Here is a 24,984-nt window from a genome sequence, read left to right on the forward strand (position 1 = left end):
CCTTTGGTAATTAGCGAATGGGGTTGTGGACTGTTACAAGCTTGGTGCCATCCGGGAAGGTGGCTTCGACCTGTACCTCGTGGATCATCTCGGGTACGCCTTCCATGCATTGGCCTCGGGTGATCACTTCGGCCCCGGCTTGCATCATATCGGCGACCGAACGACCATCGCGCGCGCCCTCGACCACGGCATCGGTGATCAGGGCGATAGCCTCGGGGTGGTTCAGCTTGACGCCGCGGGCCAACCGTTTTCGGGCGACCTCGGCTGCCATGGCGACCAGCAGTTTGTCTTTTTCACGAGGGGTCAGGTTCATGTCAGAGCATCCAGCATCGGGGTAACGTGTCTTTGTTCAGTCTGCGCAAAAGCGGCATCAACGCGCTCCGAAGGGCAAAGCTGCTTTTGGCCAGAACACGGATAACCAGCAGGTCGTCCCGGATAAGGGTTGCACCGGCGGTTTCGGGCAGCATTTCGCGAACAGGGTCCAACTGACCTGCGGCGGACCTTGAGGCAAAGACGATCAGCGCCATCGCCCCTGCGCCATTTGCGGTATGCGGCTTGGACATATGCGCGTGCCAATCGCCAGAGAACCGGATTGCATCCAGAAACACCGGCACCCCTTCGCGCCGTATCTCGATCCGATCGTTTAGGCGGATATCGGTCAATGTTTCGCCCATGGCCGCGCGCCCAAAGACCAGCGGCTCTACCATCAGCGTCTGGGCATCCGGGCACAGGTCGATCCTGAGGCGTCGGTCCAAAGTGCAGCCATTGAACAGAATGGTTTCTTGCGGCAACCAGTTCAGCCGGGCGCCTGTCTCGACTGTCAGATGGTTGGTGATCTGGCCGCATTCTTCGGGCTGAGCCTTGTAAGCGCGTTCGCAGGCTTGTGTTGTCAATGTCAGCGCCGTGCCTTCCGCTGCCTTGCCGGAAAACCGGAATGTGTCGCCTCCGGTCACGCCACCTGCTGTGTTCAATAGAACGGCATCAAGATCAGGCGTCGTGGTTCTGGGAAACAGGCACTTAAAGGACCCCGACTGGCGAAACTTGTCCAGAACCGTTCTGTCGCCCAATTTCTTGGTGCTCAAACTGACGGTGCCAGCAGCACGCGGCGGCACCGCACTGTGCGTGGGTAATATGGCTGAAACTTGGGTAATAAGGCACCTTTAGCGCGTGGTTTGGTGCCTCTTGTTTCACTGTTGAAGGGTCAGAACACTAACTTGCAGTGTCGGAAACTGCTTATTTCCACATCGTGCGTCTAATTTTTAGACAGTGACCTTAGTCTTGGATGAAAAATTGGGCGCTTCTGGCTGATTCCGCAAATTGAGTTAGAGGCAAGTTGCCAATCTTGCTGCAATGCAGAAACCGTATAGGTGCCACCGCGGAGATGACCCGGGGGTGTGTGACGGCTGCGCGAATTGGACCTCGAACACAACCGCCACACGTAAACGCAACAACAGTTGCGGGGATCAGGTAGAAGAGAAACGTGCCTTTGCGCAAGCCCTCTCTCCCGGCCCCGCCAGGAGGATTACATGAAACCGCTCAAATCCACGCTCGCCGGATCGGTTGTCTTTGCGGCCATAGCTACTGCTGCATTGTCGGCCGAAGATACGATCAAGGTCGGAGTGCTGCATTCGCTTTCGGGCACGATGGCAATCTCGGAAACGACGCTGAAAGACACCATGCTCATGCTGATCGATCAGCAAAACGCCAAAGGCGGTCTGTTGGGTAAACAGCTTGAAGCGGTCGTCGTGGACCCCGCATCGGACTGGCCCTTGTTCGCGGAAAAAGCGCGTGAGTTGCTGACTGTTCACGAGGTGGATGTGATCTTTGGCAACTGGACATCGGTCAGTCGCAAGTCGGTTCTGCCGGTGATCGAAGAACTCAACGGTCTCTTGTTTTACCCGGTTCAGTACGAGGGCGAAGAAAGCTCGAAAAACGTGTTCTACACCGGTGCCGCGCCAAACCAACAGGCAATCCCTGCGACCGACTATTTCCTGGATGAACTGGGAGTCGAGAAATTTGCGTTGCTTGGCACCGACTATGTCTATCCCAGAACCACGAACAATATTTTGGAAAGCTATCTGAAGCAGAAGGGCATCGCGGATGACGATATCTTCGTCAACTACACGCCCTTCGGCCATTCCGACTGGTCCAAGATCGTGGCTGACGTGGTTGCGCTGGGCGCAGATGGCAAGAAGGTTGGCGTGATCTCGACCATCAATGGTGATGCAAATATCGGCTTTTACAAGGAACTGGCCGCGTCCGGCGTATCGGCGGATGACATCCCGGTTGTGGCCTTCTCGGTCGGGGAAGAGGAGTTGTCGGGTCTCGATACCGCCAACCTTGTCGGCCATCTAGCGGCTTGGAACTACTTTCAGTCGGCCGACACCGATGAGAACGCCGAATTCGTTGACACCTGGAAAGCCACCATGGGCGACGGGCGCGTGACGAACGATCCGATGGAGGCGCATTACATCGGCTTTAACATGTGGGTGAACGCCGCGACCGCAGCCGGTTCAACCGAAGTCGACGCTGTGCGCGCCGCGATGTACGGGCAGGAATTCCCGAACTTGACCGGTGGTACTGCTGTCATGCTGCCGAACCACCACCTCGCCAAGCCGGTTCTGATTGGCGAGATTCAGGAAGACGGCCAGTTCGACATCATTAGCGAGACAGATGTTGTGCCAGGCGACGCCTGGACCGATTACCTGCCGGAATCGGCGGTCCTGAAATCGGATTGGAAGGATCTTGGTTGCGGTATGTACAACACCGAAACCAAGACGTGCGTTCAGACCCTGTCGAACTACTAATCTGCAAGCAAGGCGGGTGTAATCGCCCGCCTTGCCGCCAAGACACACGGGTTTCACCACATGTTTCGACTATTCCTTGCGAGCCTCGCAATTCTGTTTGCCTGCCTACCCGCCAACGCGCAAGAAGCTGGCCTGGAGCCGATCTTGCAAAGCCATCAGGAGATCATCGCCAAGAGCTCGCGCAAGACGATCAAACCGGCGATTGATGCGATTACGGCCAGTGGGTTACCACAAGCGCAGGTGATGCTTGAAACATGGGCCGCCAAGGACATGTGGATGCGCAAATCCGATGGTTTGTTCTTTGCGGGAAAAAGGGTTGAAGGGCGGTCATACGAGCTGACCGATTTCGACACAGGCGAGGTAATCGGCACCTACGAGAAATCCGATCTGAAACAATTGAAACCCAACAGCGGCGTCCGTGCCATGATCGGGACCGCTTTGGTGCAGTACCAACTGACCGATCAGGATCGAAAAAGGCGCCTGGCCGCTCTGCAATCTATTCAACGTGACCCCGAAGGCGCTCTGCTTGAACCTTTGCGCGCCTCGATCGAGGATGAAACGGATGCAGATTTGAAGGCGCAGAAACAGCGGCTCGAACGATTGCTGACCATTGGGTACGACGCAGACACCGCGGCTCGCGTGGCTGCGGTTGAGGAAATGTCAAACGACTTGGGTGTCGACGTGCGCGCGGCGCTGAACCCTTTGGTGGTGACCACACGAATGGTCGCGCCGAATCTGCCGACGGATGAGAATATCGCTGTCGTTCTGGAACCCGGATCAGAGGCCTTGTCGCGGGACGAAGCATATGACTTGCTGGTCGCCAGCAACCTTGCGGCTCCGCGTGTGTCTCAGGACGACATCCGCACGGCTTTGTCAGCGAATATCGACCGAGGCCGCGTCGGTGGCGTCCCGGTTGCACAATTGAACAACGAAACCGCTCGCACTCAAGCATATGCCGCCTTGGTTGAAACGGGGGCGGTTTCCGCGTTGGTAACAGAGGCGGATATCGATGACGCGCTGGGCAAACATGTCTTCTTTGAAACCTATCACGAGGCCTCGCCTGCAGTAACTGCCGCTGCCGAGAAGGCTTTGGATCATATTGAATTCAAGGTCGGGTTGAACCAGACACTCGACCTGTCGCTGGACGCGATCTCACTGGCATCAATCTATTTTCTGGCGGCCATCGGTTTGGCCATCACTTTTGGGGTGATGGGCGTGATCAATATGGCCCATGGCGAATTCATCATGATGGGCGCCTATACGGGCTATGTCGTTCAGCAATTCATCCCCGACCACACGCTGTCGATTATTGTCGCGATCCCGATGGCCTTTGCCGTCACCTTCGCCATGGGTGTCGCGATGGAGCGGTTGGTGATCCGCTGGCTCTATGCCCGCCCGCTCGAGACGCTTCTTGCGACATTCGGTATCTCAATTGCCCTGCAACAACTGGCCAAGAACATTTTTGGCACGCAGGCCCGTCCACTGACAGCGCCGGGTTGGCTGGATGGGGCGTGGGTGCTGAATGATGTGGTTTCTATCAGCTATATCCGCATCGCGATCTTCGTGCTGGCTCTGACCTTTCTGGGGCTGTTCCTGAACATCATGAAACGCACACGGCTGGGGCTTGAGATGCGCGCGGTTACGCAGAACCCAGGCATGGCTGGATCAATGGGGATCAATCCCGGGCGGGTGAATATGCTGACCTTTGGCTTGGGTTCCGGCATCGCCGGGATTGCAGGGGTCGCCATTGGCCTTTTTGCCAAGGTCACGTCGGATCTGGGCAGCGACTATATCGTTCAAAGCTTCATGACCGTGGTCGTAGGCGGCGTTGGCAACATCTGGGGGGCACTGGCCGGGGCGGGGATGATCGGCTTCCTGCAAAAAGGGATCGAGTGGATGAACCCCTCGAACACACTTGCGGCACAAACCTACATGATCGTCTTCATCATTGTTTTCATCCAGTTCCGACCAAGGGGCATCATCGCCCTCAAAGGTCGCGCGGCGGAGGATTGAGACATGGAACGCAGCTTCGTCGCCAAGAACCCTTCCGTGCTGGTCTTTCTGGCCATCCTGTCATTGTTCACATTGGGCGTGACCATCCTGTCCGAAGGGTTCGGGTTCGGCGTAATCTCAACCAGTTTCGTCAAGACATTGGGCAAGACCCTATGCTTGTGCCTGATCGCAGTGGCGATGGATCTGGTCTGGGGTTTCACCGGCATCCTGTCGCTGGGCCACTTCGCCTTCTTCGGGCTGGGCGGCTACATGATCGGCATGTGGCTGATGTACGAACGCACCCGCCTGATCGTGGTCGAGTCGTTGTCGCAGGCCGACATCCCGCCAACACCGTCCGAGGTCGTGGACGCCATCGGGACGCAGATTTTCGGCGTCGTCGGATCATCGGAATTCCCGCTGATCTGGGCATTTTCCCACAGTTTGGTTCTGCAGTTGGCGATGATTGTGCTGGTGCCCGGTCTTCTTGCGCTGATTTTTGGCTGGTTGGCTTTCCGCAGTCGCGTTACCGGTGTGTACCTGTCGATCCTGACTCAGGCGATGACATTGGCCTTGGCGCTGTATCTGTTCCAAAACGACAGCGGTTTGCGTGGCAACAACGGGCTGTCGGGCTTGCAGAACTTGCCCGGCGTGACCGCCTCGCAGGACGTGGTGTCGATCTGGTTCCTCTGGGCTTCGGCATTGGCGCTGGGATTGGGTTACATGCTGGCGGCGTGGATCGTTTCGGGTAAGTTTGGCTCGGTCATCCGCGGCATCCGCGATAACGAGGCGCGGGTGCGGTTTCTTGGATATTCGGTCGAGGTTTACAAGCTGACCGTCTTCACCCTGACCGCCTGCACAGCCGCCATCGCGGGTGCGCTTTATTACCCGCAGGCAGGCATCATCAACCCCGAGGAGATGGCCCCCATCGCGTCTATCTATCTGGCCGTCTGGGTCGCCATCGGTGGGCGCGGGCGTCTCTATGGTGCCGTGATCGGTGCGGCGTTTGTAAGCCTGCTCAGCACCTGGTTCACCGGCGGGCAAGCGCCCAACATTCCGTTGGGTTTCTACACCATCAAATGGGTCGACTGGTGGCAGGTGCTGCTGGGCGTCTCGTTCGTGCTGGTCACTCTGTTCGCTCCGCAAGGGATAGGCGGGTTATTCGACTTATTGAGCGACCGGCGACACCCGGATCGCCACGGTGCCAACCTGGGTCCCGATGACGGTGCGTTGCGTGAAAAGGAGGCCATTGAATGAGTACTCTGCTAGAGGTGAGCGGCGTCTCGGTCACTTTTGACGGTTTCCGCGCGATCAATAACTTGTCGTTCCAAATTGGTGATGCCGAATTGCGTGCTGTAATCGGCCCTAACGGTGCAGGCAAGACCACGTTCATGGACATCATCACAGGTAAGACACGACCTGATGAGGGGCGGGTTATCTGGGGAAAGAAGTCCATTTCTTTGTTGGACATGACCGAGGCAAAAATCGCGCAGGCAGGGATCGGGCGGAAGTTTCAGAAACCAACCGTCTTCGAAGATCAGACTGTACAGGAAAACCTGCTGATGGCACTTAAAAACAAACGTGGTTGGCTGGGTGTGTTACTTTACCGCCCTTCGGCAAATGATCTGCAGAAAGTCAAAGATCTGGCCGCCGAAATTGGTTTGCATCAGGAACTAAGCCGCAAATCCGGTGAACTGAGCCATGGGCAGAAACAGTGGTTGGAAATTGGCATGCTGCTTGCACAAGACCCACGTCTGCTATTGGTTGACGAACCCGCCGCAGGCATGACACCGCAAGAGCGTGAACACACTACAGACTTGCTTGTTAAGGCTGCAAAAACCCGCGCTGTTGTGGTGGTTGAGCATGACATGGAGTTTGTGCGGCGTCTGAACTGCAAGGTCACGGTTTTGCACGAAGGATCTGTTTTGGCCGAGGGCAGTCTTGATCTCGTGACATCTAATCAAGACGTCATCGATGTCTACCTGGGGCGCTAAACAATGCTGAAGCTGACCGATCTGACTTTGCACTATGGGCACTCGCAAATTCTTAACGGGATTTCCATGGAAGCCAGGCAAGGTGAAGTGACCTGCGTCATGGGGACCAACGGTGTCGGGAAAACCAGCCTGATGAAGGCAATCTCGGGCACGCATCCGCGTTCCGGTGGAAAATTGGAGCTTAACGGGGAACAATTGGGTGTCTTACCTGCGCATCGGATGGCCTGGAAAGGTGTGGCCTATGTCCCGCAAGGGCGCGAGATATTCCCTTTGCTGACAGTACGCGAGAATCTGGAAACGGGGTTCTCTTGCCTGCCTGTCAGTGAGCATTTCGTCCCGGATGAGGTATTCGACCTGTTCCCGGTCCTCAAACAGATGCAGAACCGGCGCGGCGGTGACCTTTCCGGCGGCCAGCAGCAACAGCTGGCCATCGCGCGGGCGCTGATCACAAAGCCGAACCTGTTGCTGCTTGATGAGCCAACCGAAGGCATTCAACCGAACATCATCCAACAGATTGGCGAAGTGATCCGGCACCTCAGAACGACAAGTAGAATGGCAATTGTTCTGGTCGAGCAGTATTTCGACTTTGCCTATGACCTTGCTGACAGGCTTGTCGTGTTACGGCGTGGCGAAGTCATGATCAAAGGCACAAGAGATAACCTTACGCGTGATCAGGTGTTGCAGGCCGTATCCGTCTAGGGGGAATTTTATGAAACCCGTAAGTCAAATCGACAAAAGCCATTTCTTGAAAATTCTCACCGAGACTCGATCCTGATCGCTGGGTCGACAGACAAAGTAGAGCCCGCGATCCAGCGGAACATGGCTTTCGTCCAGACGGATCAGACGACCAAATTCCAAGTCTCTCGCCGCCAAGAGGTGTCTTGCCAATGCCACGCCCTGTCCGTCAATCGCGGCCTCCAAAAGCACAGCACTATCCACGTATTTGATGCTCTGCGACTTGATCTGATCCGCGTTCAGACCAACTTGCGCGGCCCAGCTTTCCCAGCCGATGTTGAAGGCATCGTGCAACAATGGAAGATCGGTGATGTCAGTGGCACGCATTGGCAGCTGTGTATTCTCGACAAGCGATGGCGCGGCTACGACGACCAGCTCCTCTTGTCTTATTTGCTCGTGATAAAGCCCGTTCCAACCCGGTTCTCCAAATCGCAGGGCTACATCAACCTCGGACGTATCGAAATCGGCAAAGGCATCATTTGTGTCCAGCAATAGCGCGATACCCGGATGTTCTTGTTGAAACGAACTTAGTAACGGCACAAGCCATTTGAGCGCCAATGATGTGGATAAAGACACTGTAATCGACTGGCGGTGATGTAATCGCTTCACCTCCATCACGCCCAACTGCAATGCAGAAAATGCCCCGCGTGTTGATTGGTGCAGGCGTTCGCCGGCTTTGGTCAATTCAACGCCGTTGGGGCGGCGATGAAAGAGTGTCACCCCAAGGTGCAGTTCCAGCAACTTTATTTGTCGGCTGATCGCTCCGTGGGTGACGTTCAGCACACCCGCTGCCTTGGTCAGGCTGGAATGGGTTGCAGTTTCGTCAAACGCCTGAAGGGCACGAAGGTGTCTGAGATTTTCCATAATGTGAGAAAATCTAACAGTAACGTGCCAGAAATTCGATAGCTGCGCTTAAATGTAAGAAGTTAGACTGATCTAAACACAAAAAAATCTCACACTTTGCTTGCCTAAAGAAGGGAATTCCCATGCCCGAATCCAAAGTCGCGCTGATGACAGGTACAGGCCAAGGCATTGGCCGGGGCTGTGCGGTCGAAATGACAAAAGCAGGCTACAAGGTTTCGCTGATGTCCCCGTCGAACCGCTCGGTCGAACTGGCCGAGGAGCTTGGGGGCATCGGCCGCCGCGGTTCTGTGCTGGATGTCGATGATCTGCAAGCAATGATCGACGACACCATAAGCGAATATGGGCGGATTGATGCAATCGTCAGCAACATGGGCCACGGCGGAACGGTGCCCGAAGCCATCAAAACGGTGGGATTCGACCCCGACTTTGACGGACCGCTTTTGGAACTGAGCGATGAGTTGTGGCACGAAAGTCTGGACATGTATGTGCTGAACGTCGTCAAGATTGCTCGTATCGTCACGCCTATCTTGATTGAACAAGGCGGGGGCGCTTTCGTAAATATTTCGTCCATGAACACAATCGAACCACGTGCGCCCTATCCCATGAGCATGCTGCGCGGCGCTTTGCACAGTTTCTCAAAGCTCTATGGGGATCGCTATGCACGTTACAATATTCGAATGAATAACCTGCTGCCCGGCTTCTGCGAGAACGTAAACCTGTCCGAACGGGCCCGCCGTGAAATTCCCGCTCAGCGGTCAGCAACTTTTGAAGAGATTGGACAGGCTTGTGTCTTTCTTGCCAGCGAGGGAGCCCGGTATATTAACGGTCAGAGTATATTGTCCGACGGCGGGATGAACCGCGCGGTTCGGTAGCAACGAGGCAGAAATATGATTGTTAGGGCACTCAATGAAATCCTAGGTACAGATCGGGATGTTTCCGGTCCGGGTTGGAACAGCAGACGACTGTTGTTGGCATCTGATGGCATGGGTTTTTCGCTTACGGATACGATCATCAAAAAGGGTGAAATGCTTGAGCTTGAATACACCCATCATCTAGAGGCGTGTTACTGTATCGAAGGCAAAGGGCAGATAAAGACCTCAGGCGATGAAACTTGGCATTCGCTTGAGCCATTTACTCTTTATGCATTGGATCAACATGACCGGCACCTCGTTCGCGCAACAGACGCTGATTTGCGGCTTGTCTGCGTCTTCAATCCGCCACTCAGCGGGCGCGAAGTGCATCGCAAAGACGGAAGCTATGGGCCGACTGAATCCTGATGAGGGCAGGGACGAACCACCGAAGGACTCCTATTGCTGTGGGCAATCTTATGTATGGAAATCTGGCGCGTTCAGTCAGTCTTGTGACTGCAACACAAGAAGGAAAGCGCAAACCTTGTCGGGTATCCCAAGCTAAAGTGGCCAGACAGGCACTGCGTCGCAAGCTTCATTGATATAACCGGGCGCCACTAAGGTCGAAGTGTTTGGGGAACATTGCCCTCAGGAACCGAAAGACAATTCGGATTGCTTCGTCGCGATCAAATGAATCCGGGTGAAGCAAGTAGTCAGTCCACATGCCTTCCAACATGGCGAGCGTGCCGTGGGTGGCGTCGCGCGCAACTTGATTTGGGTGTTCGATTTCAGTCTCTTTCGCTATGCGGGCGAACGCGTTGAAGATCAGTTTCCTAAGCTTTGCATCGCGGGTATCTGAAAACGCAGCGATTGCCGCTCTGTTCCTGGCCTCACCTCGAAACGCGTACCAAATTGCGACGTTTTTCTTATTGAGAATGGCTTCGCTCAAGTCACCCCGAACGATCATCTCAATATGTTCCTGGCCTGTTTGTCCGGTCGTTTCCAGCATGGCATAGATGCCATTGTAATATTGCTCGGAAGAATAGCGCGCAGCTTCGTCGACAAGGTTGTCCTTACCCCCGAAATGAAGGTGAATCATGCCGCGGGATAAATCGGCGCGTTGAATGATTTCGCTGACCGACGTCTCGGAAATCCCCTTTTCTGCGACCGAGTCGAGTACCGCCTCGATCAGTGATAGGCGGTTTCGTTCTCGAATTTCTTGTCGTCTTCCAGTCATCTGATCAGGTGGTTTTGTTTGTTTTCAGTCTCTTGCGGGTCCTTCTAATGGCCTTTGGGAAATTGGCCAGCCCCGGTTGTGAAAATATCAGTTGACACAGCTAGCCCTAAAATTCCAGATTTAAATGGACGATTGTCCATTTTGTGATCGATATTGTCGCGCCACCGAAAGCAAAGTTCAGCAGGGAAGCATGGCTGGAGTCATACGAAGTGAAACGGGCAAGGGCCTGGCACTGAGCGCGCCTGCGACGCTCTATGTCGGTCTGCTTGTGGCCGTGCCCCTGTGCATTCTTGTCGCCTACAGCTTTTGGACCCAGACCTATGTCGAGATTGACCGCACGCTGACATGGGCGAATTACCAAGAGGCGTTCACCGATCCGCTGGTCCGGCATCTTATGATCCGATCGGTTGCGATAGCGGGGGCGGTGACGCTGGCAACAGTCGGTCTGGCCTATCCGATTGCCTACTTCATCGCATTTCGGACGCAGAAAAAGACCCTCTGGCTATTGCTGATCACCATTCCATTTTGGAGCAGCTACCTGCTGCGGGTGTTCAGCTGGAAGCTGATCCTTGGCTTTAATGGGGTGATGAATTCGGCCCTTATTTCGCTGGGGCTGATTCAGGAACCACTGACCTTCCTGCTCTACAATGAATTCGCCGTTGTCCTTACACTTGCACATGCATGGGCGCCATTTGCGATCCTGCCGATTTACGTGTCGCTGCAAAAGATCGACCGCAGCTTGTTAGAGGCCGCAACCGATCTCGGTTGCAGCAAGCTGGAACGGTTTGTGCGCGTGACTTTGCCCCTGACGGTACCGGGGATCATCGCCGCCTGCTTGATCATCTTCATCCCCACAGTGGGCGACTACGTCACGCCGGCCCTGGTCGGTGGATCGCAGGGGAAAATGGTGGCCAATTTAATCCAGGTGCAGTTTGGCGCGGCCAATAATTGGCCCTTGGGTGCAACCCTGTCTCTGCTCGCCATGCTTTCGGTCGGCTGCGTTGCAATCCTGTTCGTGGTGGTCGTCACCGCTCTGGGGCGGAGGATCAGATGACCAAGGCCATTCGTATCCCATGGTTGCTTGTTTACGCGATCGCTTACCTGGTGTTTCTCTACCTGCCGGTTCTGCTTTTGCCGCTGTTTTCGTTCAATGACGGAACCATCGTGGCCTTCCCGCTCAAGGGGTTCACGCTGAAATGGTACGCGCAGTTGGGTCAGCAGGACACGCTGCTTCAAGCGATGGTGAACTCGCTGATCGTTGGCAGCGTGACTGCCTTGATGGCGACGTCTCTGGGCCTTTTCGCTGCGCGCGCCTATGTCCGGTACCGGTTCAAAGGGCGGGAATTCTCCGAAGGTCTGGTCATGCTCCCGCTGGTCGTTCCCGGCATTATCGTTGCCAGTTCCATGCTGGTGCTGTTCATCAGCGTCGGGCTGAAGCCATCGCTGACGACAGTGATCCTTGGCCATGTCTTTGTGGCCTTGCCCTTTGCCGTGTCGATCATGAAATCGGCCTTTGACGATTTCGACCAGTCGTTGGAAGAGGCCGCGTTTGATCTGGGCGAAAGCGTTGTGGGAACCTTTCGGCGTGTCACCCTACCAATCGTTGCACCGGGCATCATCGCCAGTCTTTTGGTCACGTTCACCGTGTCATTCGACGAGTTTGTTCTGGCCTTCTTCCTGTCCGGCAACAGCCCGACATTGCCGGTCTATATCTGGAGCCAGATCCGCTTTCCGGCAAAGCTGCCTAATACACTGGCGCTGGGGTCGCTGCTTTTGCTGTCCTCGGTTCTGCTGCTGTTGATTGCCGAATATTTCCGCCGCCGTTCCATCCAATCCTCAGATTGAAACCTAAGGAAACCAACCTGATGAGCGAACAGAACATCATCGAAATACAGGGCGTCGAAAAACGCTTTGGTTCCTTTGTGGCCGTGTCCGACCTGAACCTGACCTTGAAAGAGGGCGAGTTCTTTTCGCTGCTTGGGCCTTCGGGCTGTGGAAAGACAACGGCCTTGCGCATCATCGCGGGGTTTCAGGATCATGAAGAGGGCGAGATCCGGATTGACGGGCGGACGATGGGCGAGGTGCCCGCCAACAAGCGGCCCACCAACATGGTGTTCCAAAGTTATGCGATCTTTCCGCACCTGAATGTGGGTGACAATGTCGGGTTCGGCTTGCGAAAGACAAAGCTATCCCGAAATGAAATCAAGGAACGCGTTGCCGAGGCGCTTGAGATGGTGGAACTCGGCGGCTTGCAGGATCGCAAGGCCAATGAGTTGTCAGGTGGGCAACGGCAGCGTGTGGCGCTTGCCCGCGCATTGGTCATGCGGCCCAAGGTGTTGCTGCTGGATGAACCATTATCCGCGCTGGACAAAAACCTGCGCGAAGCGATGCAATTGGAAATGCGCCGCTTGCAGCAAAAGCTTGGCATTACCTTCGTCATGGTCACGCATGACCAGTATGAGGCGATGACCATGTCCGACCGGATCGGGGTCATGTTTGCTGGGCAGCTCAAGCAAGTCGACAAGCCCGAGGTTCTGTATTCCCAACCTTGCAACCGAGAAGTGGCCTCTTTCATCGGCGGGATGAACTTTCTGAATGCCGAAGTGACTGCTGAGAACGCCGACACGCTGGACGTGAATGTTCAAGGGTTTGGCTCGATGACTATCGGGGTGAACCCCAACGTTCAGGTGCATGACATGGATCTATTGGTCGGCGTTCGCCCCGAGCAATTGGAGATCAGCGCGGAAAAACCGGATGGGTACGACGCGCATGTTCAGGGCAAGGTGTCGGACGTCGCCTTCTATGGCGAAAGCGTCCACTATTATGTGCGCGTCGACGGGTTGCCGGAAAGCATCGCCGTTGCAGTGCCAAACTACTTTCACACAGTTGATCACAGCCGCGACGATACCGTCTGGCTTGGAGTTCAAAGCGCCTCGGTGATCGACTTGGGCAAACGTGAATCTTTGGGAGGAAACACATGAATAAAACAGCATCACTTACGGCAGCAGTGGTTGCCACCTTCACGGCAAGCCAAGCATTGGCCGACGCGGCTGATCTGACCGTTTTCGACTGGTCAGGATATGAGGATCAGGGATTCTTTGGTGATTACGTCGAAAAATACGGCGGGCCGCCCAGCTACACTTATTTCGGCAGCGTGGAAGAGGCTTTCACCAAGCTTCAATCCGGGTTTGAGGCCGATCTGGCCCATCCGTGTACGGACGCCCTGAGAAAATGGGTGGCAGCGGATATGATCAAGCCGATTGACACCAGCAAGCTGGAAAACTGGGACAAGCTGATGCCCAAGATCAAAGAGGTCGATGGTATCACGATCGACGGGCAGACCTATATGGTACCCTTTGAATGGGGGAACACCGGCCTGATCTACCGCACCGACATGATTTCGGCTGATGATGTTTCGCTGCAATTGTTGTTAGACCCGGCCTATCAGGGCAAGGTTGCCGTTCCGGATGCAGCCTCCAGCGCGTTCGCCATGGCTGCACTGGCAACTGGTGCCTCAAGCTATTCCGATATGAGCGAAGAGGAGTTCCAGAAGGCGGCGGATTACCTGCGGGCAATTCATCCCAATGTACGTTTCTACTGGTCTGATGCAGGTCAACTGGATCAAGCCATTGCCAGTGGTGAGGTGACCCTGGGTTGGGGCTGGAACCAATCGGAGTTGAACCTGATTTGGAACGAAACCCCAGCAGTCATGATGCGTGATGTGGACAAAGGCATCGCCACCTGGGTCTGTGGTTACGTGCATCTGAAGTCTGCCAAACAGTCCGATGAACAGGTCTACGACATGCTCAACGCGCTCAGCTCGGCCGCCAGCGGTAAGTATATCATCGAAAGCTGGGGTTATGCCCATGCTAATGAAGACGCATTTGCGCAAGCTGATCCAGAGTTGATTGAGACCTACGGGTTCTCGGACGTGGACAGCTTCTTTGACGGTAGCCTGTTCTTCGACGCGGTCAATCCTGAGATTGAAGCGAAGATGTTGAAGGAGTTCGAGCGCATCAAAGCGGGCTTTTAGAACCATCTAACTACACAATTGGGATTGGCGGTGCCTTAGAAAGCCCGCCGATCCCACAGAACCATTTCCAAATTTTCTGGAGGAAGCGCGACAATGTCAGGCGCTGACGGATATTCTGTTCTCTTTGAACCGGTTCAGATCGGACCTGTATCGGCCCGAAACCGGTTCTATCAGGTGCCCCACTGCAATGGTATGGGACATCTGCGACCGCAGGCCGAAGCTGCCATGCGGGCAATGAAGGCCGAGGGTGGTTGGGCCGTAGTGTCCAATCAGGAGACGGAAATTCATCCCACTTCAGATTTGTCCCCATATGCGGAAAACCGACTATGGGACGAACGGGATATTCCAGCGCTGCGTCTGATGACCGATGCAGTTCATGCCAAGGGTTCGTTGGCGGCCATTGAATTGGCACATAACGGCCACCATGCGCAGAACCACCTGAGCCGCGCGCCTTTGCTAGGCCCGTCAGAACTTGCCTTGCAAACGGCGTATCCCAAACAGGCTCGGGCGATGGATAAGTCGGACATTCGCGAGTTTCGCAAGTGGCACCGCGCGGCGGCGCGGCGGTCGCGCGAGGCGGGCTTTGACATCGTGTATGTTTATGCCGGTCATCACATGACCCTGCCGCATCATTTTCTGCTGCCTCAGTTCAATGACCGAACGGATGAATACGGAGGCTCGTTGGAGAACCGGGTGCGCTTAACCCGAGAGCTTCTGGAAGAAACCAGAGAAGAGGTCGGGGATGAGTGTGCTATCGCCTTGCGTTTCGCAGTTGATGAAATGCTGGGATCAGACGGGATGCAGGCGCAGGAAGAAGGCCGTGCCGTAGTCGAATTGCTGGCAGACCTGCCAGACCTTTGGGACGTCAACGTCGCGGACTGGAGCAATGACTCGGCGACGACACGTTTTGAGCCCCGCGACGGTTTTCAAACCTCATACATTGAATTCGTCAAACAGGTGACGTCCAAGCCTGTTGTGGGTGTCGGGCGTTTTACGTCTCCGGACTTGATGGTGTCACTTGTCAGGAAAGGTATCCTTGATTTCATCGGCGCAGCGCGACCATCCATTGCCGACCCGTTTCTTCCCAACAAAATAAGGGAAGGTCGGATCGAGGAAATTCGCGAGTGTATTGGCTGCAATATCTGTGTGTCCTCCGACGCGCTGGGCGTTCCTATCCGGTGTACTCAAAACCCGACGATGGGGGAGGAGTGGCGCCGGAAATGGCATCCTGAAATCATAGAGAGCCGAGGAAAAGAAGAAGCCGCGCTTGTTGTCGGCAGCGGTCCCGCCGGGCTTGAATGCGCCATGCAATTGGCGCGTCGGGGCTATGACGTAACCCTGGCCGAAGCCAAGCAAGAGCTTGGTGGTCGCGTGTTGCAGGAATCCGGTCTGGCCGGGCTATCCGCATGGAAGCGCGTGACAGATCACAGGATCTATGACTTGCAGCAACGCGGGAACGTGCAACTGTTCACCGACAGTCGCTTGTCAGCAAGCGAGGTTGTCGAGTTGGGCATTCCGAATGTCTTTCTGGCAACTGGCGCGTCATGGCGGCTAGACGGTCGCGGGAAGTCTGCGTTCCGGGGCGTATCGATAGAGTCAGGCTCTCAAGTATTCACTCCGGACGACATCATGTCAGGGGTAATGCCGGGGGATGGCCCGATTATGGTCTACGATGATGATCAGGCCTATCTCGGTGGTGTGTTGGCGGATCATCTGGCGCAGGCCGGGCGAGAGGTCGTCTTTGTAACCCCGGCCTCAATGGTTTCACCTTTCACTGAATTGACCTTGGAACAGGTCAAAGTGCAACGCGGTTTGTTGGAAAAAGGTGTTCGGCTGGTGTTGTCCTGGACCCTGGTCGAAATCACGCCCGGATTGGCGAAAGTTCAATGCGCTTATACCGGACGCGAACAAAGCGTCGAGTGCGCATCAGTTGTTTTGGTCACGCAGCGTGCGCGAGAGACTGCCCTTTATGAGGAACTGCGAAATTTGCCCGACAAGCCACTGACAAGTCTGGAACTGATCGGTGATGCGGCAAACCCCGGTTTGATCGCTGACGCTGTATATTCGGGCCACATGGCAGCCAGGAATTTTGAACGCGACGCGGGCGACATCGACCGTGAATTTTTCCGTCGGGAAATCGTTTCCCTTGAATCTGCATGAGGTGCGCTATGCCAAAAGATGACTTGCAAGTAATGCGCGACTTGATGGAAGCGCAGCGGGAAGGGTTCGCCTTGCCGCGCCATTTCTATACGTCTCAGGCAGTATACGAAAACGATATCAGCACGTTCTGGAATCGCAACTGGATCTGGGTCGGACATGTCAGCCAGATTGCCGAGCCGGGCGACTATTTCCTGTTCGACTACGGGCCTGAATCCATCATCATTGTTCGGGATCGCGAGGGTGAGGTGCGCGCGCATCTAAATGTTTGCCGCCACCGGGGATCGCGCGTTTGCATTGAACAGAAAGGTAAGGCGCGAAACTTCATCTGTCCCTATCACGCGTGGACCTTTGACCTGAACGGTAAACTCAGAAACGGGCGGTCAATGGGGGCGGATTTTGACCCGGGCCAGTACGGTTTGTTCCCGGTTCAGGTAAAGATATTTCAGGGTCTGATTTTTGTTTGCCCGTCCGAAGACGCGCCGCCGCTGGACGCCGCTTTGGATAGACTGGCCCCGCTGTCAAAGCCGTTCGGTTTTGAGAATCTGAAGATTGCCCATGAGGCCTCATACCCGGTTCCGGCGAACTGGAAGCTTGCTCTGGAGAATTACTTGGAATGTTATCACTGCGCGCCATCTCATCAGGACTATTCGCGCAGTCATTCCTTGAAAGATCCGGCCCAGGTTCTTGAGTTCAGCGGGGCACTGCACGAGCGGATGAAAGAAGCCGGGGTTCCCCTCGAGGAGCTTGATCTGACTGGAGAAAACGCAGTCGCACCGGGCGCAGATGTCTATTGGCGGCGGTACCCACTGTTCCCCGGCTACTTGACCGGCAGCAAGGATGGCGCGCCCTTGGCGCCGCCATTGGGTGAGCTGAAATCCCAAGACGGCGGGGCCACCGATCTGGGGATCGGTACGCTAAACTATTTCCTCGTTTATGCCGATCACGTGGTCGGGTATCGGTTCGTGCCGCGTGCTCTGCAAGACACCGATATTCAGATCGTCTGGTACGTGCGCGGCGACGCCGAAGAGGGGCGCGACTATGACAAGGATACCCTGACATGGCTGTGGCATGTCACGTCGCTCGATGACGAACGGATCATCCGTCACAATCAGGAAGGCGTGAACTCGCACCATTTCGTCCCCGGGCCATTGTCCGAGATGGAATGGAGCATTTCGGGCTTCTATCGCAACTACTTCAGCATGATCTGAGACGCGCAAAATTCGGAGAAAGAACATGACAGAGCTAACGCAGCGCAGATCAAGACGGCGCGGGGGCGGGCGTGAGGCACGCGCAGCCGTGCGAACCAGCAACGCAGCCTCGCAAGCAATCTGGCCGGGCATTCCCGGTGGGCGATACAAGCCCCTGTCAGACGCGGACATGTCGCGCATTCACGAGGCCGCGCTTAGCATTCTGGAACGCACAGGCGTGGGGGACCCAACGCAGGAAGTTCTCGATCTTGTGGTGCCAAAAGGGGCGATATTGAACGCGCACGGCAGGTTGTGCTTTCCTCGCGCCTTGATGGAAGATCTGTTGGCCAAAGCCGCCAGTGAATTCTATGTCCATGCACGCGGATCTCGGGCCGGTAAGGACGACATGCACTGCACCAAAGAAAAGGTGTATTACGCAAATTCCGGCACGGCGGTGACAACCTTTGATGCCGAGACTCGCAGTTACAGGCCATCAACGCTCAAGGATATTTACGACTTCACCCGCTTGGTCGACCGGCTTGATAATATTCACATGACCGGTGACACGGTTTTGGCGACGGATGTGCCACAGGATTATGAGCATGACATGAGCATGCTCTACGCCATTCTGGCAGGCAGCGAAAAACCTTCCTGCCTGACCTTCAGAACCCGCGAGCACATTCAGGATGCGATCCATCTGTTCGATCTGGCATCGGGTGGCGAGGGCAAGTTCCTTGAAAAGCCCTCGGTCATCTTTGGAGGCTGTCCCATCGTATCCCCGCTTAGGTTCGGGCGCGAAAATCTGGAGATCTTGATCGATACGGCGAAGATGGGGCTGGTGTGCGATCTTGCCGTTCCCCCACAGGCCGGGGCGACTTCGCCGGCGCCTTTGGCAGGAACCTTAGCGCAAGCGGTTGCTGAGACCTTGTCTTGCGTCGCCATTGCGAACCTCATCAATCCGGGCACTCCGGTCGTCTTTGCAGCTTGGCCTTTCATCACCGACTTGCGTACTGGGTCCTTTACTGGCGGCAGTGGCGAACAGGCGTTAATTTCAGCTGCGGCCATCCAGATGGGCAATTTCTATAACCTGCCGACCAGCGTTGGGTGCGGCATGACGGATTCCAAAATCCCGGATGCGCAATACGGGTTAGAAAAGGCACTGACCTTTGCTTTGGCGGCGCATGCCGGTGCCAACAGGCTCTGCGAATTTGGCGGTATGCTTGGCAGTCTGATGGGCTGCAGCTTTGAGTCTATGGTCATCGACAACGAGGCTGCGGGCATGATCTCGCGAACGCTGCGCGGGATCGAGGTGAGCGACGACACGCTTTCGGTCGACGTTATCCATGAATGCGCAATTGATCCGGGTCATTTCCTTGGTAACGCGCAGACCCTGCAATATATGGAGACGGAATATGTCTACCCGACCCTGCTGGATCGGGAACTGACCGATACTTGGGAAAAGGCAGGTCGACAGGACATGTTTGAGCGGAGTCGGTCGGTGGTCAACGACATCCTATCCAATCACTATCCGAACTACTTTGGCAGCAAGGCTGATGCAGAGGTGCGGGCCAAGTTTCCGATTAAATTACCGCCTGAGGCGATGCAGGCGGGTTGAGGACAGCGGAAGGCGATGCGGCATTGCAACTTGTAAAATAGTGATGCCGCATCAAGACGGCTTCTAAGCCTTAAACGCACCCTGCTGTGTCAGGTCTTCAGTTGCCAACCGAATACCTTTCTCAAGGATATCGAACATCTGGTTCAACTCGCCTTCCGTGATGATCAGCGGTGGGGAAAACACGCACATGTTGATGATCGGTCGCAGGATCAGCCCGTTTTCCTGGCAATGCTGGTCAATCAATGCGCCAACAGACTTATCAAGGTCCAAAAGATTATCAGCATTAGCATCGGCAACGCATTCGACGCAGCCAACCAGCCCCATACCTCGGGCGTCACCCACAAGCGGCAAGGCCGCCAGAGCCTGAAGGCGTTCTTCGAACAGCGGCGTAAGCGCGCGGACATGTTCCAGAATACCGTCGCGCTCCATGATTTCGATGGTTTTCAAACCAGCCGCCGCGCTTACCGGGTGGCCCGAATAGGTGAACCCGTTTGAAAACGTAGCCTCCGGCGCGTTCTCACCACAGACATCTGCGATCAGTCGATCAGAGATGATGCAGGCCCCCATGGGGACATAGCCAGACGTCATACCTTTGGCGCAGGTGATGATATCTGGTTGAATGCCAAAGACGTCTTCGGATGCAAACCAATGCCCAAGCCGCCCAAATCCAGTCACAACCTCATCTGAAATATACAGGACATCGTATTTCCGGCAGATGTCCAAGCAGCGCTGATGATACCCCTGCGGAGGCACGATGACCCCACCAGAACATAGGATCGGTTCAGCGATGAAAGCCGCGACCTTGTCAGGGCCGGTTTCCAGGATCATGTTCTCTAGATCAGCGATTTTTTCGTCTAGAAAATCTTCAACCGTTTGATCGGCGCGGCGCGTGTACGGGTTCACATTCGGCAGGAAACGCGTCAGGTGAGAGGCTTGGTCCAACCACCCTTTGTCGCGCTCTTTTCCAGATACTGAGGCCGCCAAATAAGTCGAACCGTGATAGGCCTTTTGCCGCGATATCACGATCTTTTTTTCAGGTTTGCCAAGCAGGTTATTGCGGAACTGCACAAACCGCAGGGCGCTATCAACGGCTGTTGAGCCGCCGGTTGTAAAGAACACATGGTTCAGGTCACCCGGCGTTCTTTTGGCGATCTCATGTGCCAGCCGGGCTGGGGCCGAGTTGGCGTTGTTGAAGGGCGAAAAATACGCCATCTCTTTCGCTTGCTGGGCCATCGCATCTGCAATTTCAGCGTTCCCATAGCCCAATTGAACGCACCACATCCCCGCAGGCCCATCAATCAAGCGTTTTCCGTCCTCTGTCACGATGTGAACGCCTCGGCCACTTTCGGCAAAGGTTCGTTCATTTTGGCCAAGGAATGACATCCCTTCCCACGGATGCAGGAAGTGTTCGTTGTCCCAGTCACGTACGGACTGAAAGTCGGAGTTGAACAGGGTCATGGGGCACCTTGATGTAATATTTATCACAAAATGAACAAACATTCATTCAATGTCAATCCTTGAACTTTCGCTTCACTAGATGCGAGAAAGCAAAGGCGAGTAACCCAGCGAAGGAAAAACAAGATTACTCTCGAGGCCGATACTCCGACCAATGCCCGCGATCTGAGTAAGTTGCAGAACCGACAGCAGCTGATTCAGGCGGCTGCGGCTGCCATTCATAAATACGGTATTCGCGGCACGACCTCGGCCAGAATCCAGGAGCTGTCAGGACTGTCGAGGGGGATGGTGAACCTGCACTTTGGTTCCAAAGAGAAATTGCTGCTTGCCGTGGCCGAGGAGTTGTCAGCGCGCTATGCCGGGCAGTGGAAAGCAATCGCGGACAGTCCGGAATTAGGCCCTGCGGACAAGTTGATCTCAATCCTCAAGGCGGATTTCGACCCTTTGGTCCTGAATGCACGGGACGTTGCGATCTGGTTTTCATTTCGGGCCGAAGCGCTCTCGAACCCCGACATATTCCCTTTCATCGACTCACGGGACAAAAGTTTCCGGGCAGTGATCCTTGAACTGTTGCAGCAAATCATAAGCGAAGGTGGGTACAAAGACGTAGACGCCAAACTTGCAACAGATGCATTGATTGCTTTGTTGGAAGGGCTCTGGACCGACTTCCATTTGCACTCAGATATTTTCAAACCCCGAGAGGCTTTGAAAATCTGCTTGTTTGTCTTGCAGTCGATGTTTCCAGGTCATTTTGATTTTAAATCAATATCTTAAATTGCGAGGCGGCGCTTCTGCGAGCCACCTCAGAATTGGACTCAGTGGAATAACTGGCGGCCTTCCAGGTCCCATCTCGCGCATGTTCGTACTGCATTGCAGTAAGCCGACGTCAGTTCAATCGACCGTAAAAGGTCATGCGGGCACTCTCTGACAGTTCCACATCAGGTTCCGAGTTATAGGCCAACACGGCGAGCATTCTTGTCTTGTCACTCTCATTCGGTGAGACCCGGTGAATGGAGTTTCTACCGCGAAACAGAACCAGCGTGCCTTGATCCATGTTCAGAACTTGTGGCTTTAGTTCCTTGTCCAGAACAGCCCTGACACCTTCATAGTTCATGTCGCCTGCGCTCGCGTCCCGCAGGTCCTTTACATATTCGAAACGGCTACCGGTGTCGGGTTTCTGGATCAGCAATGTGATTGCGAACGAGGAATTGTCGAAATGCCAACCGAGTTCTTGTCCGCGGGTTGCGTAGTGAATGTTGATAGACGACAGCGGATCGACATAAGGGTGCAGTTCAGTCTCGCCCGTGACCTGCTTGATGAAGCTGTGGAATGATGGGTCGTTATACAGAATGCGCAGGGGCGATGTCGGTGACACCACGTCGTCACAGATACATCCTTTGGACGACTCCACTTGACGATTTGCCGGGTGTGATGCGTCAAACTCTGGATTTGGCGGCGTTAGGTAAACCGAGTGGCTTTGAGTGCAGAAATATGCCTGGTCTTGTCCCGTCAAAGCCTCGGCTTGCATCATTGCCAGTGCCTCGGGGCGGATGAATTCCTCAAGGACCAAGACACCGTTTTCATTCAGTGACGATCTTGCCTTCGTACCGAAATCTGCATTTCCCAGGGGGTAACGCCCAAAGTCGACGATGTCTGCAATATTCATGCCACTGACCCATTTAGCAAAAGCTTAAAACGGGTGGATTAAACCTTTTCTGACAGCGCGAGAAAAGCCGCTTTTTCAGTGCTGCTTGTTTGCCTCCCAAGAACGAACACAGGCGAATTCGGGTCGGGGGAACGTTTCAGCTTACTTTGAACGTCTCGGTACAGAATTGCCACCCTTTGCCGCGGCAGCGCGTGCGCGGTTTTTCTTGCTGTTTGGCTTTCCCTTGGGCGGCGGCGGGCCCTTTGGGCTGCGGTTTGGTTTTTTGCCTTTACTGCTTAGGCTATCGCCATCGCGCTTGGGCTTAGTGTCGACTTTGGTTTTCTCAGGCGGCTTTGATGCCGTCTTTTTTCGCGCCTTCGCAGGCTGTGGATCAACAAGGCGAGGCGGTCTGCGCTCAGACTTTTGCGGGTCTCTCTTGCCTTTCACGCCTCGTTTTGGGCCTTTCTTTGTCGGTTTCGAAAAGTCGGGGACCGTGTCCAACCGCACGATGTCTTTTGTGCCCTCGACCTTCATCTCAGGTCCAATCGCGTCCAAAAATTCGGAAACGCTGCTCTCGCGAATTTCGATAAAGGTCATATCGTCAGCGATACGGATCGCGCCGATATCGGATTTGGTGAGGTTCCCGGCCTTGCACACCATGGGAAGAACATAGCGCGGAGACGCGTTATCGTTGCGTCCTTCCGACAGCGAAAACCACACACTCGGGCCAAAAGGTGCCTCTGACTTTGTCCCTGTGGTTTTGACGTCGCTTAACTCTTCCGGAGCAGAATGCTGACGTTTGTATTGACGGACATAGGCCGCGGCGAGTTGTTCCGGCGAGAATCTGGACACCAGTTCGTCGACCGATGTGCGCTCGCTCTCGACGAGATCCACCTGCCAGTCGTCCGAGCCGAACATCCGCTGTAGATCCTGTGCGTTGACTGCGTCTGCGGAAGGTGCCGGACCCCAATCAGCAGTCAGTTTGGCGAATTTCAACAGCCGTTGAGCCTTTTTGAACGAAGCCGGTGCGACGATCAGGGCGCTGACCCCTTTGCGCCCCGCGCGCCCGGTTCGACCTGAACGGTGCAGAAGAGTTTCGTGACTGTTGGGCAGTTCGGCATGGATCACCAGATCCAGATTCGGCAGGTCAATCCCGCGCGCGGCCACGTCGGTCGCCACACAGACGCGGGCACGCCCGTCGCGCATGGCCTGCAGGGCATTTGAGCGTTCGCTTTGGGTCAGTTCACCGGACAAAGCCACAACCGAAAATCCACGGTTCGACAAGCGGGCAGTCAGGCGTGCAACCATCGCACGTGTGTTGCAAAAGACGATGGCGTTCGGGGCCTCGTAATAACGCAGCACGTTGATGATCGCGTTTTCACCATCGCGCGGGGCCACATTCATTGCACGGTATTCGATATCGGCGTGTTGCGTCCGTTCACTGACGGTACTTACACGCTCGGCATCCCGTTGATACCGGGTGGCAAGGGTGGCAATGGCGCGCGGAACCGTGGCGGAAAACAACAGTGTTTGGCGGTCTGTGGGCGTTTCATCCAGAATGAACTCCAGATCCTCGCGGAACCCAAGGTCAAGCATTTCGTCGGCTTCATCCAAAACCACAGCGCGCACGGCCGTCAGATCAATCGACCCGCGCATGATATGATCGCGCAAACGCCCCGGTGTCGCGACCACGATATGCGCCCCACGTGACAGGGCCCGGCGTTCGTCGCGCATATCCATTCCGCCAACACATGAGGCAATGAACACGCCCGCGTCGGCGTAAAGCCATCCCAATTCGCGTTTGACCTGCATTGCCAGCTCTCGCGTTGGCGCAATCACCAGTGCCAAAGGCGCGTCTGAGGTGCCGAAAACCTGCGCATCGCCCAAAATGGTCGGCGCGATGGCCAGGCCGAACCCGATGGTTTTTCCCGATCCTGTCTGTGCCGAAACCAGCAGGTCCTTTCCTTGCAATTCAGGTGCGGACACGGCCTCCTGGACCGGGGTCAGGGTATCATATCCTTTGCGCTTCAGCGCATCTGCGATTGTCTGTTTCATAGCTCGGCTCTCTTGGGTGATGCGGTCACCCTCAGAGCGTCCAACACACGGATCATTGTCGAAGCACGCTCCTTACCGAGAGACGAACCGGATGTATAGAGTGGAAGATGAATGGCCGCTGAACCGGCGGATTTTTCGACCACAGTCGCGCGGTGTGTTCCAAAAAAATCTGTGATCCAGCGGATTTTCCAGTTCAACGCCAAGGTGGTGGACTGTACCGTCCAACGTCATTTGCCCGGTAGGACATGCAGCCGCACGGTCCTGCCTTACAAGCGCGCTAAGGGTTCGCCTATTTTATCTGTTTTCAGGGCAAAACCCCTGTTTGCGCCAAAATGGGCGAAAAAATTAACTGTGATTTCA

Annotated in this window: 22 protein-coding genes; 15 read left to right on the plus strand and 7 right to left on the minus strand. The window is 55.3% G+C overall.

The genetic code is table 11. The features are described 5' to 3' along the window. Positions 1-10: 10 nt before the first annotated feature. A complete protein-coding gene (locus ACR0B8_RS15905; protein ID WP_170350819.1) occupies positions 11-313 on the minus strand; it encodes an urease subunit gamma in 303 nt (100 codons plus the stop codon). Between the two features lies 1 nt (position 314). After that, positions 315-1,082, minus strand: coding sequence for an urease accessory protein UreD (locus tag ACR0B8_RS15910; RefSeq protein WP_217356084.1), 768 nt, complete (start codon positions 1,080-1,082; stop codon positions 315-317). Positions 1,083-1,526: 444 nt separating this feature from the next. On the opposite strand from ACR0B8_RS15910, the gene urtA reads away from it, so the two are divergent. The 5 genes from urtA to urtE are packed head-to-tail and all read left to right on the plus strand — an operon-like array spanning position 1,527 to position 7,489. After that, on the plus strand, positions 1,527-2,807 hold the full coding sequence (urtA, locus tag ACR0B8_RS15915; protein ID WP_170362035.1) for an urea ABC transporter substrate-binding protein: 1,281 nt from the start codon (positions 1,527-1,529) through the stop codon (positions 2,805-2,807). A 60-nt stretch (positions 2,808-2,867) separates the two neighbouring features. Then, positions 2,868-4,820: an urea ABC transporter permease subunit UrtB gene (gene urtB, locus ACR0B8_RS15920; RefSeq protein WP_226689622.1), complete on the plus strand. Its 1,953-nt coding sequence runs from the start codon at positions 2,868-2,870 to the stop codon at positions 4,818-4,820. Between the two features lie 3 nt (positions 4,821-4,823). Then, the gene (gene urtC / locus ACR0B8_RS15925) at positions 4,824-6,053 is read left to right on the plus strand and encodes an urea ABC transporter permease subunit UrtC (protein ID WP_226689623.1); all 1,230 of its coding nucleotides are present in this window, start codon (positions 4,824-4,826) and stop codon (positions 6,051-6,053) included. Further along, positions 6,050-6,790, plus strand: a complete 741-nt coding sequence (urtD, locus tag ACR0B8_RS15930) for an urea ABC transporter ATP-binding protein UrtD (protein WP_480658988.1) — start codon at positions 6,050-6,052, stop codon at positions 6,788-6,790. Before urtC ends, urtD begins: the two co-directional genes overlap by 4 nt. 3 nt (positions 6,791-6,793) lie before the next feature. Next, entirely contained in the window at positions 6,794-7,489 is a 696-nt protein-coding gene (urtE, locus tag ACR0B8_RS15935) for an urea ABC transporter ATP-binding subunit UrtE (RefSeq protein ID WP_226689624.1), read from the plus strand. Between the two features lie 24 nt (positions 7,490-7,513). Here urtE and ACR0B8_RS15940 read toward each other — a convergent pair whose 3' ends face one another. Then, entirely contained in the window at positions 7,514-8,389 is an 876-nt protein-coding gene (locus ACR0B8_RS15940) for a LysR substrate-binding domain-containing protein (protein ID WP_217356085.1), read from the minus strand. 122 nt (positions 8,390-8,511) lie between these two features. On the opposite strand from ACR0B8_RS15940, the gene ACR0B8_RS15945 reads away from it, so the two are divergent. Both ACR0B8_RS15945 and ACR0B8_RS15950 read left to right on the plus strand, forming a co-directional pair. Next, positions 8,512-9,261 carry an SDR family oxidoreductase gene (locus ACR0B8_RS15945; protein ID WP_480658991.1) on the plus strand — a complete coding sequence of 250 codons (750 nt, stop codon included), beginning with the start codon at positions 8,512-8,514 and terminating at the stop codon, positions 9,259-9,261. Positions 9,262-9,276: 15 nt separating this feature from the next. After that, positions 9,277-9,666, plus strand: coding sequence for an ectoine synthase (locus ACR0B8_RS15950; RefSeq protein ID WP_170362041.1), 390 nt, complete (start codon positions 9,277-9,279; stop codon positions 9,664-9,666). A gap of 166 nt (positions 9,667-9,832) precedes the next feature. On the opposite strand, the gene ACR0B8_RS15955 is transcribed toward ACR0B8_RS15950, so the two are convergent. After that, complete coding sequence (locus ACR0B8_RS15955; protein ID WP_226689626.1) at positions 9,833-10,474, minus strand: TetR family transcriptional regulator C-terminal domain-containing protein; 642 nt, start codon at positions 10,472-10,474, stop codon at positions 9,833-9,835. Between the two features lie 190 nt (positions 10,475-10,664). On the opposite strand from ACR0B8_RS15955, the gene ACR0B8_RS15960 reads away from it, so the two are divergent. The 7 genes from ACR0B8_RS15960 to ACR0B8_RS15990 all read left to right on the plus strand — a co-directional run bounded on the left by ACR0B8_RS15960 (position 10,665) and on the right by ACR0B8_RS15990 (position 19,469). Next, entirely contained in the window at positions 10,665-11,528 is an 864-nt protein-coding gene (locus tag ACR0B8_RS15960; RefSeq protein ID WP_170362042.1) for an ABC transporter permease, read from the plus strand. Beyond that, entirely contained in the window at positions 11,525-12,319 is a 795-nt protein-coding gene (locus ACR0B8_RS15965) for an ABC transporter permease (protein ID WP_170350831.1), read from the plus strand. The genes ACR0B8_RS15960 and ACR0B8_RS15965 overlap by 4 nt, the downstream gene beginning before the upstream one ends. A 20-nt stretch (positions 12,320-12,339) precedes the next feature. Continuing rightward, positions 12,340-13,455 (plus strand): ABC transporter ATP-binding protein, encoded by a 1,116-nt coding sequence (locus ACR0B8_RS15970; RefSeq protein WP_170362043.1) that lies wholly within the window; start codon positions 12,340-12,342, stop codon positions 13,453-13,455. Further along, positions 13,452-14,507, plus strand: a complete 1,056-nt coding sequence (locus tag ACR0B8_RS15975; RefSeq protein WP_170413609.1) for an ABC transporter substrate-binding protein — start codon at positions 13,452-13,454, stop codon at positions 14,505-14,507. The genes ACR0B8_RS15970 and ACR0B8_RS15975 overlap by 4 nt, the downstream gene beginning before the upstream one ends. Before the next feature lie 93 nt (positions 14,508-14,600). Beyond that, complete coding sequence (locus tag ACR0B8_RS15980) at positions 14,601-16,667, plus strand: oxidoreductase (RefSeq protein ID WP_226689627.1); 2,067 nt, start codon at positions 14,601-14,603, stop codon at positions 16,665-16,667. 8 nt (positions 16,668-16,675) lie between these two features. After that, positions 16,676-17,875 carry an aromatic ring-hydroxylating oxygenase subunit alpha gene (locus tag ACR0B8_RS15985; RefSeq protein WP_170362046.1) on the plus strand — a complete coding sequence of 400 codons (1,200 nt, stop codon included), beginning with the start codon at positions 16,676-16,678 and terminating at the stop codon, positions 17,873-17,875. A gap of 25 nt (positions 17,876-17,900) precedes the next feature. Next, positions 17,901-19,469, plus strand: coding sequence for a trimethylamine methyltransferase family protein (locus ACR0B8_RS15990; RefSeq protein WP_226689628.1), 1,569 nt, complete (start codon positions 17,901-17,903; stop codon positions 19,467-19,469). Positions 19,470-19,532: 63 nt separating this feature from the next. Here ACR0B8_RS15990 and ACR0B8_RS15995 read toward each other — a convergent pair whose 3' ends face one another. Next, the gene (locus tag ACR0B8_RS15995) at positions 19,533-20,927 is read right to left on the minus strand and encodes an aminotransferase (RefSeq protein ID WP_226689629.1); all 1,395 of its coding nucleotides are present in this window, start codon (positions 20,925-20,927) and stop codon (positions 19,533-19,535) included. Positions 20,928-21,098: 171 nt separating this feature from the next. On the opposite strand from ACR0B8_RS15995, the gene ACR0B8_RS16000 reads away from it, so the two are divergent. Continuing rightward, the gene (locus tag ACR0B8_RS16000) at positions 21,099-21,698 is read left to right on the plus strand and encodes a TetR/AcrR family transcriptional regulator (protein ID WP_170362049.1); all 600 of its coding nucleotides are present in this window, start codon (positions 21,099-21,101) and stop codon (positions 21,696-21,698) included. Between the two features lie 112 nt (positions 21,699-21,810). On the opposite strand, the gene ACR0B8_RS16005 is transcribed toward ACR0B8_RS16000, so the two are convergent. Both ACR0B8_RS16005 and ACR0B8_RS16010 read right to left on the minus strand, forming a co-directional pair. Next, entirely contained in the window at positions 21,811-22,590 is a 780-nt protein-coding gene (locus ACR0B8_RS16005; RefSeq protein WP_170362050.1) for a HalD/BesD family halogenase, read from the minus strand. A 141-nt stretch (positions 22,591-22,731) separates the two neighbouring features. Then, positions 22,732-24,624, minus strand: a complete 1,893-nt coding sequence (locus ACR0B8_RS16010; protein WP_226689630.1) for a DEAD/DEAH box helicase — start codon at positions 24,622-24,624, stop codon at positions 22,732-22,734. Positions 24,625-24,984 lie beyond the last annotated feature (360 nt).

The organism is Ruegeria sp. BH6, from assembly GCF_056538105.1.